General features: G+C 48.0%; 11 protein-coding genes. 4 read left to right on the forward strand and 7 right to left on the reverse strand.

Going from position 1 to position 14,547, the window contains the following annotated elements; translation table 11 throughout:
- Positions 1 to 9 precede the first annotated feature (9 nt).
- The 3 genes from N7E73_RS18365 (at position 10) to N7E73_RS18375 (ending at position 3,296) form a co-directional block, all read left to right on the forward strand.
- Positions 10 to 1,362, forward strand: coding sequence for a diguanylate cyclase (locus tag N7E73_RS18365; RefSeq protein WP_432736382.1), 1,353 nt, complete (start codon positions 10 to 12; stop codon positions 1,360 to 1,362).
- 119 nt (positions 1,363 to 1,481) lie between these two features.
- Positions 1,482 to 2,909 (forward strand): RtcB family protein, encoded by a 1,428-nt coding sequence (locus N7E73_RS18370; RefSeq protein WP_432736383.1) that lies wholly within the window; start codon positions 1,482 to 1,484, stop codon positions 2,907 to 2,909.
- Between the two features lie 42 nt (positions 2,910 to 2,951).
- Positions 2,952 to 3,296, forward strand: coding sequence for an Hpt domain-containing protein (locus N7E73_RS18375; RefSeq protein ID WP_432736384.1), 345 nt, complete (start codon positions 2,952 to 2,954; stop codon positions 3,294 to 3,296).
- Positions 3,297 to 3,330: 34 nt separating this feature from the next.
- Here the strand turns inward: N7E73_RS18375 and N7E73_RS18380 are convergent, their stop codons facing one another.
- The 5 genes from N7E73_RS18380 to uvrB form a co-directional block, all read right to left on the reverse strand.
- Positions 3,331 to 5,196, reverse strand: coding sequence for a potassium transporter Kup (locus N7E73_RS18380; protein ID WP_432736385.1), 1,866 nt, complete (start codon positions 5,194 to 5,196; stop codon positions 3,331 to 3,333).
- Positions 5,197 to 5,317: 121 nt separating this feature from the next.
- On the reverse strand, positions 5,318 to 6,094 hold the full coding sequence (gene dapB, locus N7E73_RS18385) for a 4-hydroxy-tetrahydrodipicolinate reductase (protein ID WP_432736386.1): 777 nt from the start codon (positions 6,092 to 6,094) through the stop codon (positions 5,318 to 5,320).
- A gap of 77 nt (positions 6,095 to 6,171) precedes the next feature.
- Positions 6,172 to 8,019 carry a BRCT domain-containing protein gene (locus N7E73_RS18390; RefSeq protein ID WP_432736387.1) on the reverse strand — a complete coding sequence of 616 codons (1,848 nt, stop codon included), beginning with the start codon at positions 8,017 to 8,019 and terminating at the stop codon, positions 6,172 to 6,174.
- 380 nt (positions 8,020 to 8,399) lie between these two features.
- Entirely contained in the window at positions 8,400 to 9,443 is a 1,044-nt protein-coding gene (locus N7E73_RS18395) for a potassium channel family protein (protein ID WP_432736388.1), read from the reverse strand.
- A gap of 28 nt (positions 9,444 to 9,471) precedes the next feature.
- The gene (uvrB, locus tag N7E73_RS18400; protein WP_432736390.1) at positions 9,472 to 11,478 is read right to left on the reverse strand and encodes an excinuclease ABC subunit UvrB; all 2,007 of its coding nucleotides are present in this window, start codon (positions 11,476 to 11,478) and stop codon (positions 9,472 to 9,474) included.
- Between the two features lie 106 nt (positions 11,479 to 11,584).
- Between uvrB and N7E73_RS18405 the strand changes: the two genes are divergently transcribed.
- Positions 11,585 to 12,082: a hypothetical protein gene (locus tag N7E73_RS18405; RefSeq protein ID WP_432736391.1), complete on the forward strand. Its 498-nt coding sequence runs from the start codon at positions 11,585 to 11,587 to the stop codon at positions 12,080 to 12,082.
- A gap of 126 nt (positions 12,083 to 12,208) precedes the next feature.
- Here the strand turns inward: N7E73_RS18405 and N7E73_RS18410 are convergent, their stop codons facing one another.
- Complete coding sequence (locus N7E73_RS18410) at positions 12,209 to 13,351, reverse strand: LptF/LptG family permease (protein WP_432736392.1); 1,143 nt, start codon at positions 13,349 to 13,351, stop codon at positions 12,209 to 12,211.
- Positions 13,348 to 14,508, reverse strand: coding sequence for an LPS export ABC transporter permease LptF (gene lptF / locus N7E73_RS18415; protein ID WP_432736394.1), 1,161 nt, complete (start codon positions 14,506 to 14,508; stop codon positions 13,348 to 13,350). Before lptF ends, N7E73_RS18410 begins: the two co-directional genes overlap by 4 nt.
- Positions 14,509 to 14,547 lie beyond the last annotated feature (39 nt).

Here is a 14,547-nt window from a genome sequence, read left to right on the forward strand (position 1 = left end):
GGTCATACCATGATTGAATTTAACGAGGCAGACGATGCACTGTTTTACAGTGCTTTTACATATGCAGCCATTGGAATGGCCATCGTTGCCCCGGATGGGAGCTGGCTGAAAGTAAACAATGCCTTGTGCGATACAATTGGATATTCGGCTCAGGAATTGATGAGTAAGACATTTCAGGACATTACCCACCCTGACGATCTTGATGAAGACTTGCGATTCGTTAATCAGTTGCTTGCAGGTGATATTGAAACATATCAGATGGAAAAGAGGTATTTTCATAAATACGGAGACATTATTCACATCCTGCTCAACGTTTCCCTTGTGAAAAACGAAGATGGATCTCCTCGTTTTTTTATCTCACAAATACAAGACATAACCCAGAAAAAGAAACTTGAGTCAGAACTCGCCCGTATGGCCAGGGAAGATGAACTCACTAAGGTCTTCAACCGGCGCTATTTCATGGAAATTGCTACACGCGAAGTAATCCGTGGAAGCAGGTTTCGCGAACCGCAAGCCCTTATGATGATAGATATTGACCACTTCAAACGGATTAACGACACATACGGGCATGATATCGGAGATTTGGTTCTTCGTGCAATGGCCGATGAATGCAGCAAATCATTGCGAAAAGTTGATGTTTTCGGACGTCTTGGGGGAGAAGAATTCGGAGCCCTTCTGCTTGGTACAGATTCTGAAGTAGCCAGAATGCTGGCAGAACGAATGAGAATGCAGATCGAGAGCCTTGTCGTGAAAACACCTAAGGACTCAATCAAATTGACCGTAAGTATCGGAGTTGCCGCGTTCACTGAAACCAACATGCCTTTGGAAGCGCTGATAAAGAAGGCCGATGAATCCTTGTATGAGGCAAAAGACACCGGTAGAAACAAGGTTGTAGTAAGTACCGTCGAAAATGTTGATCATTCACCACCTGAAGCCATGCGGACTTCATTTGTCCGTCTTGAATGGAAGAAAGAATATGAATCCGGTTGTAAAACCATCGACAGACAGCATCAGAACTTGTTTTTGCTGGCCAATGATCTACTGGCGGCAATAATCTCCGGGCTACCGGACGAAGAAGTCGATTTCATTGCTCAGGGACTCATGAATCACGTGCTCACTCATTTCAGGGAAGAAGACATTCTTTACCGCAAGGCCGGGTATCCCGGGGCTGACATCCACAGCAGACTACACTACTCCCTGATTCAGGATATGCGTTCGACATTGGATAGGTTTAAAAAGAAACAGGTTTCAGTGGGTGATTTATTTACTCTAATGGCAATCAAAATCGTTAAAGAGCATCTCCTTATTGAAGACAGGAAATTTTTCCCCTACCTGAGTCCCGTAAATGAGTGTCAGGACTGATGCCTGGTTATATATCGAGCAATATTTATTCAAATAAAAGATTCTTAAAACACGAGGACTTGTCCCAGACGAACAAAATCTACCTCAGCACTTGAGGGTGTCCTTTCAGGTGGAGATTTATGAACATTAAGTTATTACAGCAGGATGCCCCCTGCCGTTGGAGATTGGAAAAACACGGACAGATGAATGTTGACGCGGTGTTTTTTGGGGACAAGGATATTATACTACAGTTGGACGATACAACTTTGGCGCAGGTTCGTGATGTTGCTTCCCTGCCCGGAGTGGTCGGGCCGGTATGCGCAATGCCGGATGCCCATTCCGGCTATGGTTTCCCCATCGGCGGTGTTGGCGCTTTTGATCAGGAACGAGGTGTTGTTTCTGCAGGTGGTGTCGGCTTCGATATTTCCTGCGGTGTGCGAACCATTACCACCGGATTGAAGCGGCAGGATCTTTTTAGTTGCGATGCAAAGCTCGCAGACCTGCTTTTCAGGCGTATTCCATGCGGAACAGGTGAAGGCGGTGAAATAATTCTTGAGGGCTGCGACATGGACGAGATGCTTCTCGGCGGAGCCTCGTGGGCTGTCGGCATGGGCATGGGGCGTCCGGAGGATCTTGGACGCATAGAATGCAACGGCAGAAATACTTTTGCTGATCCCTCAAAGGTATCGATCCAGGCCAAGCAGAGAATGCGCAACCAGATGGGATCACTCGGATCGGGCAATCATTATCTCGAAGTTCAGTATGTTGAAACTATTTATGACCGCAAGACCGCTGAAGCCTTCGGCATTGCCGAAGAAGATGTGCTTGTGAGCGTACACTGCGGTTCAAGAGGACTTGGGCACCAAATTGCTAAAGAGTACCTGCCGCTGATGGAAAAGGCAGCTCCGGCCTTTGGAATAAAGCTTCCCTCCCGTGACATTGCCTGTGCACCGATCAGATCTGAACTGGGACAGGATTACCTTGGTGCAATGGGGGCCGGAATCAATTGTGCGTTGGCCAACCGGCAGGTATTAACACATCTTATTCGTGAATGTTTTGCAGAGTTGTTTCCAAAGGCAGATCTTAAACTCCTGTATGATGTCAGTCACAACACATGTCATAAGGAAGAATTCCTGATTAAGGGTAACCGAAAAAGTGTGTATGTTCATCGCAAGGGAGCAACAAGAGCACTCGGTCCGGGACACCCGGAGCTTCCACGTGAATTCCGCAAAACAGGCCAGCCGGTCATAATTGGCGGAAGCATGGGAACGGCGTCCTACATTCTGGCCGGAACAGCGGAGGCAGCGGATATATCTTTTTCATCATGTTGCCATGGTGCTGGGCGAGCCATGAGTCGAGCTCAGGCCAGAAAGGCATTCAAAGGGAACAGAATCCAAAATGAATTGGGCCGGAAAGGCATAATTGTGCATACCGCTTCGGTCCGGGGAATAGCGGAAGAAGCCCCTGACGCATACAAAGACGTGGACAGTGTGGTTCTTGCGACTGAACGGGCAGGTATTTCAAGGATGATTGCAAAATTACGTCCGATTTTATGCATCAAGGGCTGAAATTATGTGGAAATAGATTTCATTTTGCCTTAAATTCACGGGATGAACAATCTTGAAGTAATCAATAAAAACTGGCTGGAATCAATGGCCTCTACCAAACGGGAATTCCTGACAAAGCTCTTTAACGTTTTTCTGCGTGATGAGCCGGTAAGAGTCCAGAAAATAAGGGCTGCCCTTGAAGCAGGTGAAATGGATGAGCTGAAATACCTTGCCCACTCGCTAAAAGGGGCTGCTGCCACCATGGGTGCAGACAGAGTACGTGAAGCATGCCTGAGACTTGAATACAGTGCACGGGATGGAGACAGTCCTCTTTCCTTTGAAAACCTGGTCGTTCTTGAGAATGAGATGAAAGAAGTTTACGATTTCATGAGCAAGTTTGTGCACTAACCCGAACGGTTTGAGCCTCCACTTATCAATACCGCTATATGCGGATTGAAGTTCCGATTGTGATGATTTTTTCAGCCGGAATCCTTAGATAATCAAGAGGTTCTTCTGCCATTGAATTCAGAAAAATAAACAGTTTCCTCCTGATGATATTTTTAGGTTCATCTTCATTGAACCTCAGCATCATTTTCCCAACATAAAAATAGCTGTCAGTGCTGCTTATTTTCAACTGGTTCCATGATTGCATCAGGATCAGTGAAAGGTTCGGTTTCTCCATGAAACCGTAGTTTATGGTCAACCACCAGATATTTTTATCAATACTTTTCACTTCAATACGTTTTCGTGAATCATAGAATGGTTCGCTGGAAGTCTTAACGCGCAGGAAAACAAGTTTTTCATGCACTACCCGGTTGTTTCGCAGATGCTGCAGGAATGCGTGGGGTATAAAATCAGAAGCAGAAAGAAAGACAGCTTCGCCCGGAACCTTGGCCAGCATATTCTTTTCTATTTCCGGCTCAAGGTCAGAAACTTCAAGTCCCCGAGCACGCAGCCTGTTGCGTACTTTGGCGCGTCCCCATATCCATGTGTACATACCGTAAGCAATTATTGCGGCCAGAAGAATGGGAAACCATCCTCCTCCTTCCAGCTTGGTGAAATTGACCAGGAAAAAACCCAGATCAAAAACAGCAAAAAATCCGGTAAGCAAGGCAACTATGATTAAAGGCCATTTTCTGATCTGCCGCAGGTAGAACCAGAAAAGATATGTCGTTATCACCATGGTTCCGGTTATGGCTATTCCATAGGCACCTGCAAGGTGTTCAGATCCTTTGAAGCTGAGAACTAAAAGGATACAAAGCACAGCCATTATCCAGTTAACCGAGGGAACAAAAACCTGTCCCGGGTTTTCTTCAGAGGTTTGAAATATGCGTATTCGGGGTACAAATCCCAGATGTACTGCCTGCGCTGTCAGTGAAAAGGCTCCGGAGATAATAGCCTGAGAAGCAATAATGGCTGCAAATGTCGCCAGTCCGATCATGGGCAGCATCAGGAAATCTGGAAAAAGGTTAAAGAATGGATTGAGAATTGACTCCGGCTGACTGATCAGCATGGCCCCCTGCCCCAGATAATTCAGCAGCAGACTCGGCAGGGCAATTAAATACCAGGCCAGTGTGATAGGCCTGCGTCCGAAATGCCCCATATCTGCGAAAAGAGCCTCTCCGCCGGTAACACAGAGAACTACAGCACCAAGGACCATGCTGCCGCCAATACCGTTGTTTTCAAAAAAGCGTATAGCATGGAATGGACTGAAGGCCTGCAGAACTTCAGGATTCTGCACTGCGGAAGCAATCCCGAAAATGGCTATCACCACGAACCACGCCAACATTACCGGACCGAACAACTTTCCAATTTTATCCGTTCCACTGCTCTGAAAGCCAAACAAAAGCAGAAGAATGGCGCAAGCAATGTACTCGGTGTACTGATGTGCAGCCGTTGTTGCCACGTCCAGACCTTCTATTGCGGAAAGAACGGAAATGGCCGGGGTAATGACTCCATCTCCATAAAGCAATGCGCCACCAAGCATCGCAGCTACCAGCATAACGGATGTGGAGAGATACTTTTCTTTAGCACAGACCAGTTCGTAGAGAGCGAAAATCCCTCCTTCCCCCTTGTTGTCCGCTGCCATGACAAAGGTCACATATTTGAGACAGATGACAATCAGCAGCGACCAGATAATCAGAGAAAGAACTCCCAGCACATTCTCGGGATTTAGCGTAATAGCATGGTGCCCGCTGAAACAGGCTTTCATTGCATACAAAGGACTTGTTCCTATATCGCCGAAAACTACGCCAAGAGCTCCGAGAGCAAGGCCCATCTGCCGTTTGTCAGTAAGCTGTTTCTGCATAAGGTCTGCTGTTTTTAAAAGTTAAAGTTTTGGTTCAAAAAACACAAAAGGCCGCATCCGTATGGATACGACCTTTCTAACCTTTTAGGCTGTATAATTCTACTTCATTTAGTTTACTGGATTAAAAAATATCAGCCATGGAGTAGAGTTTACCTGGCTTCTGACCGCTCAGCCAGCGGGCTGCACGCAGCGCGCCCTGTGCGAATGTCTCACGCGAGTGGGCGCGATGAGTTACTTCAATGCGTTCACCGGGTCCGAGGAAATATGCGGTATGATCACCGACAACATCACCGCCGCGCACGGCGAGAACGCCGATTTCATCCTTGGTGCGGGCTCCGATGATACCGTCACGGGCATGCTTTTTTACCTCGTCATAAACAAGGCCTCTTGCTTCAGCCATGCACTGGGCCAGCTTGAGGGCTGTTCCGCTGGGTGAGTCGACTTTCTTGTTATGATGAATTTCAGTCATTTCCATATCATAAGCAGGCCCAAGCATGCGGACCAGTTCCGGTAGAATCTTCAGAAGAACGTTTACGCCGACACTCATGTTCGGAGCAAGAAAAACAGGAACTTTTTTGGCGTATTCTTCCACCTGCTCCAGTTCTTCACTGGTCATACCGGTGGTACCTATGACAACAGGGTTCCCGGTAATGGAAGCGGTTTCAAGCAGTTTCAGGGTGACTGAAGGGGATGTGAAATCAACCACCACAGCACCGGGGACTTTGGTCAGAACCTCTTCGGGAGAAGTTCCGCAGACGCAACCGAGAGCATCCAGCCCACCTTCACAACCTGCTCTTTCAAGAACTCCTGCAAGTTTAAGGTCGTCGCTCTGCTGGGTACAGCGAACAAGTGTATCTCCCATGCGCCCTTTGGCACCCATAATCACAACTTCAGTCATCTCAAGCTCCTGATAGGTTTAACGGTCCCGGACAGAACCGCTTGGTTGGATATTTATAAAAATCAATACGCTGTCAGCTAATTGGAGTTCACTATAACCATGAATTGTTCTTCTGTCATGATCTCAACTCCCTTGGCCTTGGCCGAATCTATTTTCTTAGCCCCGACCTTGCTGCCGCAGACCAGAAAATCAGTCTTGCCGGTGACGGATGTCTGGACATTTGCGCCCAGACGCCGAGCCATAGCCTGCATGTCCTCTCTGCTTCCGTGCTCCATTTTACCGGTAAAAACAATTCCTTTCCCGGTTATGGGGCTTTCCATACTTGCCGTATCAGCCAGCAGAGGAGTGCGACGCAGGTTGAAATCGAAATCAAGCATGTGCAGGATGGTTTCCCTGATCTGGGAAATTCCTTCAGTCACCGAATGGCTGGTAATGTCACCGAATCCATGGATGGCAATGAGCTGCTCCTGCTTTACATCTACAATATCCTCAATTCGGAAATAGCCGAGAAGTTTACGGCTGTCGGCCTTCCCGAGGTCTGGAATTCCAAATGCGGCCAGAAAACGCCAGTCGTCGGTTTCCTTGGTGCGGCTGATATAGACAGCCTCCGCAAGGTTGCTGGACTGCACAGGACCGAATCCGAGTTTCCTGAAATCCTCTTCGCCCATCTCATATACGGATTCCAGTGTATTACGCCCGGCAGAAACAAGTTTGGCAATTGTCTTCTTACCGAACCAGTCGGCATTGCCAAGGGTCTTGAACCAGTATTCGAGACGCTGCTCAACACGCGCAGGACAAGTGAAATCTGGACATTTAAGAAAATCATTCTGCCAGAACAGTTCCGCACCACATGAGGGGCATTCTGCCGGCAGTTCAACTTCTTGTGCAGGCTTAAGAACTTCCTCCAGCTTGGGAATGACCTCCCCGCTGCGGATGATCCTGATTACAGCCCCCTTGCCAATAGACTGATCCCTGAGCATGCCTGCATTGTGAGCAGTAACATTTCTGATAGTCGCACCGGAAACTGATACCGGCTGGACTTCCATGACCGGAGTCACTGCACCCATGCGCCCCACCTGCCAACGGACATCTTCTACTTCGGTTACCGCTGATTCTCCCTTTTTCTTGATGGCAATCTGCCAGCGGTAATGATGAGCGGTTGCGCCAAGGATCTCCTGAAGATCGGTGTCCATAACCTCTGCCACCATTCCGTCCAACGGATAATCGCAGGAAGCCCAGAGTTCGTCGGTAATTTTCCAGACGTCGCGAACCAGTTCTTCTCCGCTGACGATACGGTTGGGAAGGGTACTGTAGGGAACAAACCTTACTGCTTCGTCCTGCAGGGCCTGTTTTGAGGCCTCGTTGACATTATCAGAGGTGACAATTCCCACCACCATATTGCGGGGATGTTCAAAATTATCGGACAGATGTTCTTCGAAATATTCAAGGCTGCAGACTATTTCACCTACCCCCTGCCCACGTCCGCCGACAGGTACAACACCCTTTGCAAAAGCACTTGAAATCTCATAGCCAACCTCACCGTTTCCGCGAGTAGCAAAAATACTTCCGTCATCGCGGGCGGCAAGGCCGTCAAGCTTGGGTGTTACCCGGTAGTTCACTTCCCTTATCCCGACTGCCCTGGCTTCCTTTTCCACTCTGGCAACAAACCGCTCTACTTCCTCGGAAGTGTATGCTTTTTCGGTTGATAACATCGGTTTTGGATGACGCACCTCAACCTTTTCGCTGAAATTTTCAGGCTCAACCTGATTAAGAAAAGGGTGATCCGGTGCAAGAGAACGCAATTCTTCGGTCAATTCATCATAGCGGGCATCACTGATTGTCGGCATGCCGCGCCGATAGGCTTCGTTGTGTTTTTCTAGAAGCCTGACAAGTTCACTTATATTTTTCTGGTCTGTCTTATTCATCTATTTTTGGTAGTTGAGGAGCTTTTCGCTTTTGAAGATTTGATTTTGTCTCGGCAGGCTTAATCTCTTTTGCGAAAGGGTTTAAGGTTCCCGAAACCTTTTAAAAAAGCCTCGCCACCAGTCTAAGAAACCGGCATTGAGACAAAATTCATAAATCACGTTTAGGCTTATTTTAAATTGATAATTCTAAATAACTTACTGCTGAAATATTCTTACATGGAGCATCAGCATCTCAACGCAGGATATAATTCAAAATTTTTAAAGTTAATTCATCTTTAAGAATCAGACATCTCGCCCTGTAATTACAGGAATTATTTATTAAAGATGATAATTCAATGTCGTTCGGAAATTGACTGGATCTGGCTCTCTATACGGATAAATTAGAGAATTTTGCTTATCGCTGAGAGATCGGAGATTTTACCAACCGTAAGCAGAGTATCTCCTGCTTCAATTACTTCCTTGGGGCCGGGATTAAAGACCATTTCGCCCGACCCCTTACGGATGGCGATAATGATTAGGTTGAAACGCGGACGAATTTTGGATTCAATCAGATCAAGACCGACAAGCTCAGACTCTGCGGTGACGAAAAGCTCTTCCATCTGCAGATCAATCTTGCCGCGCATGGCTATATCAAGAAAGTTCGTAACTGTGGGCCGCAGAACCGACTGGGCCATGCGTATTCCTCCGATGGTGTGCGGCAGGACGACCCGGTCAGCTCCGGCAAATTCCAATCGTGAAATACTCGCTGTTTCATTACCACGAGCAATAATATTCACCTTGGAGTTGGACTGCCTTGCAATGAGCGTGACATAGACATTGGCCGCTTCATCAGAGAGTGCGGCGATAAGTGTTTTGGCATGATCAAGACCGGCCAGTTTAAGAACCTCGTCATTTGTAGCATCACCTTCTACGCAAGAAATGCCTGATGCCTCCATGCTGGCGATCAATTCAGGGTTGCTTTCAACAACAACTATCTCCAGGCCTTCGTCCATGACTTCTTTAGTGACGATAGCCCCGATACGGCCGTAGCCGCAGACGATTATATGATCCCTTAATTTTCCGATTGTCTTCTGCATCCTGCGTCTCCCGAGAATGGCTTGCAGTCGCCCTTCTACCAGCAACTGCGAAAATGCACCGATCAAATATGCGAAACCGCCGACTCCGCCAAGGATGAGTATGGAGGTAAACAGCCTTCCGTTATCGGACAGAGGCAGCACCTCCATAAATCCGACCGTGGAGAGGGTTATAACCACCATGTAGAAGCTGTTCAGGAGATTCCAGCCCTCAATCCACATATATCCGACAATACCGCCGATAAAAACCAGCGTCATGTATATGAATCCGGAGATAAGTCCCCAGAACATGCCGAAATCCCTGCGCAGGCGCAGCAATTTTACGAATATGGATTTAGATTTGGATTTCATTTCCGACAGCCCGTTTTATTTATACACGTCAGCCGAGACTGATTATTTTTTCACGCAATACCTGAATTCGATCACGAAGTTCAGCAGCTTTTTCAAATTCCAGTTCCGAAGCAAATTTGCGCATCTCTTTTTCCATCTTGCGAACTTCCTTTTCCATCTTGGCAGGATCGAGTCCGTACTCTGCAGCTTCTTCTGCGGCAATCTTTATTTCGCTACCGGCCCAATTGTCAGAGTACAATGTTCCCAGCATATTATCCAGCGGTTTGGATATGGTCCGAGGCACAATACCGTGCTCCTGATTGTACTCATCCTGCTTCCTGCGGCGACGGGACGTTTCATCCATAGCCGTACGCATAGACTGGGTTACAACGTCCGCGTAAAGGATTACTCTTCCCTCGGAATTTCGGGCCGCACGGCCGAATGTCTGAATAAGAGACCGCGTGGAGCGGAGGAAGCCTTCCTTGTCAGCATCAAGAATTGCCACGAGCGAAACTTCAGGGATATCGAGGCCCTCGCGCAGCAGGTTGATACCGACAAGTGCGACAAATTCACCTGCCCTCAGAGACTGGATTATGGACATCCTTTCCATGGTATCAATATCTGAGTGCAGGTACTTGGCCTTTACTCCCATCTGGTTGAAGTATTCGGTCAGGTCTTCAGACATCCGTTTGGTAAGGGTGGTGATAAGAACACGTTCTCCCCTCTTCTCTCGCTCCTTGCACTCGGCAAGCAGGTCATCCATCTGTCCTTTAACCGGTCGGACTTCAACAACCGGATCAAGAAGGCCGGTCGGACGGATAATCTGCTCTACCACAAGTCCTTGAGCCCGTTCCATCTCCCACGGCCCGGGAGTCGCCGAGACATAGACGGTCTGCCCGATTTTGTCGAGGAATTCCTCAAAGCAAAGCGGGCGGTTATCCAAAGCGGACGGCAGACGGAAGCCGAAATTTACCAGTGTGGTTTTACGCGAGCGGTCTCCATTATACATGCCTCCGACCTGAGGCACGGCTATATGAGATTCATCCATGAACAGCAGGAAGTCGTCCGGGAAATAATGGATAAGGGTTGCCGGAGGTTCTCCCTCCTTACGCCCGTCCAGATGGCGTGAATAGTTCTCAATTCCGTTGCAGTAGCCGATTTCTTCGATCATTTCGAGATCATACATGGTGCGCTGCTCAAGGCGCTGCGCTTCGACCAGTTTGTTATCCTGCTTGAAACTGCGCAGGGTTTCCACCAATTCTTCACGAATATCCTCTCTGGCCCGCTCAAGGTTGTCCTTGTCCGAGACAAAGTGGCTGGCAGGATAAATTACCGTTTTACGTCTGCGACCGGTGACTTCCCCGGTAAGCGGGTCGGTTTCAAGAATTGATTCGATCTCATCTCCAAAAAATTCTATCCGTAGGGCCTGTTCACGACTGTAGGCCGGGATAATCTCGATGACATCTCCACGCACACGGAAGGTTCCACGGTGGAAATCGTAATCGTTGCGTTCGTACTGAACTTCCACCAGACGTTCCATGAGCTGTTCCATGGACATTTCCTGCCCTTCCTCTACCGGAATAATCATACGGGCGTAGAATTCAGGCGAACCGAGACCATATATGCAGGATACGGAAGCAACTATGAGTACATCGCGCCTGGTCAGCAGTGCGTGCGTGGCCGAGTGACGCAGCTTATCTATGTCGTCGTTGATTGAGGAATCTTTTTCAATATATGTATCAGAGTGTGGCAGATATGCTTCCGGTTGATAGTAATCATAGTAGCTTACAAAATATTCTACAGCATTATTAGGGAACAATGCCTTGAATTCATTGAACAGCTGTGCTGCCAGTGTCTTGTTTGGGGCCATGACCAGTGTCGGGCGGTTCAGTTCCTTGACCACGTTGGCCATGGCAAAGGTCTTACCGGTCCCGGTGGCTCCAAGCAGGATCTGATCCTTCACGCCGTGGCGAATATTTTCCACTAGCTGCTTTACTGCTTCCGGCTGGTCACCCTTGAGGGTGTAATCACTGACAAGTTCAAATTTACCTGACATTCTACTTTGTTCCCGGCTTGTGCTGTTAAATTAAAATAGTTATGTAATGCTGATAAACAAATTGACCAGTGTTCTCATAAAATCATATTCACTTTGCGAGGTAGCAATGATTCCCATAATACAGATTGAAAACGGCGAAACCCCGATCCGCAGGGGATATGTCGTGTCCATGGTCATCCGCAGCTTCAAGGGGCGGCGCGATGTAGAAGTTCATCTGTTCAGGCCGCAGTGGGCAGATGAAGACGAAAATGAAATTTCCTGGGACAATCTCTTCGGCAGCCCTGCAACTCTTGACGCAATCCCGGATGCAGAAAAGGACCGTAAAGTCGTCCTTGAATCTTTCACCCGTGAAGAGCGCGATCAGGTGGTTGAATATCTCAAAGAGCACTACTCCTCAAGACTTGAATCCATTTTCTCCAGCCCCATGGAGTTCCCTGTTCCCAGCGGATTGCCGCCACTTTCCTCTATTACCGAAGGAAAGGATATCGGATTGATCAAGTTTGAAAAAGTCCCTCACTTCAACCTGCCCTTTGCCCTGCGCGGCCTATACAATCTGGGAGCCCACAGGCCTCTGGTTGAAACCCGCGAAGATGATGACAATTGATCAGAGCAGGCAGTTTCCCCGGTTCTATTTCAACTGGAGAATCTAAATATTAAGGCCGCGGCACTTGGGTACCGCGGCCTTTGTCATTCATGTATCAGCTGTCAGGAATACATCCAGACTCAACTTTTATCTTTGAAGATCTGCCTTTTTCAATCGGTTAATGTATTTTCCGGCCGACTCGGGAATCAGCACCCAGCCTATCCGGATCAGCGCCAATGAACTTACAAGTATATTTCCGAGCCATGCGGCCACTATAGGCGGCATAAACCCGGAATCACCGGCCGATGCTCCTAGCATAAACAATGCGTAATAAACGAAGGTGAGCGCAAGACCAAGGCCGATATTCAGGTAGATGTTTTCAGTTATGGTGACCAGTGCAAGGGAAACCAGCGCCATGGTAAGCAACGAAAATGCATATGACCACTTGGAATGCCATGCTGTCCGTAATTCATCCACGCGCGAACCGGATTGTTCCAACTGAGCAATAACCTTGTTCAATTGCCATAGCGGAAGCTGGGCCGGATCAATATCGGGATCGACAACCTTGAAAACCTCAAGGTTGATTTTGATAGGTATGGTGAAAATGGGATGCTTGCGTGAAGCAAACCTGTCCGGGCTAAGCTCAACGGCATTCTCAAGCTTCCAGCCATACTTATCACTCACTTCGGCACTTTCGGAAGTTATTACCCTGTTTATACCGCCGTTATCTTCTGCAAATTCGTACAGGGTTATATCCTTGGCCCGGTTGGCAAAAGGCATGACTTCTTGTGCTTCAACCACAAACCGTCCTTCCTTGAGCCAGATGTTGTGCAGCACCCGGCGATCAAGCTGGTTCTTTCGCACATCCTCCTTCCAGATGCGATAGGCTTCCTGCTCTCCATATACGCCGATAACCTGCGAGAACAACAGCTGCCCGAAGGACCATATAACTGCGTAAACCACAAAAAAGCGCAGAAACCACGCCAGTGACAGTCCTCCGGTACGAAGGGCCAGCAGCTCTTTGCTTCTGGCCATGACGCAAAGCTGAATCGTCATGGAGATTAGAAAGACAGCCGGAAGTATCTGTGAAAAAATCAAAGGCATTTTTACAATGAAATACCGCAGGATGGTGCCTGCACCAAGACCGGCCTCAATAAAGTCATCCAGACGGTCAAAAAGGTCTGAAAGCAGATAGATACCGGTGCCGACACCAAGAGTAACGCACATCAGAAACATATTCTGCTTCAATACATATAAAGCCAGATGGCCGGGAAGAAGCCTGCGTATCATGCTGCCTTCCTCCTCAACCTTTTTAGGAACCTGAGTCTGAAACTGAATGAATGTTCCATTACAGCCATTTTTAGAAGAACCACAGAAATAACCGCAAAAGTTATGTTGGGCAGCCAGAGACCGATTACTGGGGTCAGCACGCCGCTTTCACCAAAAGTAACCCCTAAGGACAGCATGGTGTAGTACACAAGAAACAGTCCCATGGAAATAAGCAGACCGTACTGCTGCTTAAGCCCTCGGAATATACAGGCTATAGGCATGGCAAACATGCCAAGAACCAGACAGGCTATAGGCAGGGCCATACGCTTTTGCACCTCAACCTGAACTTTCCTGAAAAAGTTGGGATCAATGTCTCCAGCCCTGTCTCCAGCCCTGTTTATGCGGACCAGTTTTTCCCAAGACATCTCTTTTGGCCTCAATTCATCAACGTCGTATCCTTTGAGTATGTTGGCCAATGGAATACGAACATCATAATTCTTGAATTTGAGAACGCTGAGCTGTTCGCGTTCCTGCTGGTAGATGCGACCGTTCTCAAGATGGATAAGCAACCTGCCCTGCGACGGGTCAGTCAGAATCTCTCCTTTCGGGGCGACGATGGTAGCGGTCATGCCCTTTCTGGTGCTGTCCCGGACAAAGACAGAATACATAACTCCGTCCTTGTCATCGACCTTGTCCGCATAGAAAACCAACCCAGGAAAATCCTTGTTGAAAACTCCCGGTTTAAGCGCAAGCTGACTCTGGGTTCTGGCAAATTCCATAAGAGCATTGCGAAAATTCTCGGTTCCCCACGACAGGCCGTACAGGGAAAAAAACACATCCGCCCCGGTACAGAGCACACAGAAGATCAGTGGCGCAGGCAACAATCTGTAGAGGCTCAATCCTCCGGACTTGAGAGCTGTTATTTCATTGTCCGCATTCATCCTCAGGAAAGTGAGAAAAATTGCTAACATCGTGGCAATGGGAGTCAGGATGAGCAGAAAAAAAGGACATAGATACATGAAAAGCTTGGCCATTTCCACAACGCCAATACTCTGTCCCATGAACAGGTCCCGGAACTGCAAAAGCCTGCCGATGAGAATCAGGCCCATGAAACCGCAAATACTCAATGTAAATATGGAAATAAGTTCTTTGAAAATCTGACGATGAAGAAGCTTCAATTTGGTTCCCGCAGTGTGCAGCAGATAATGTTTATGCGG

The sequence above is a fragment of the Maridesulfovibrio sp. FT414 genome, assembly GCF_050916235.1.
GTDB lineage: Bacteria > Desulfobacterota > Desulfovibrionia > Desulfovibrionales > Desulfovibrionaceae > Maridesulfovibrio.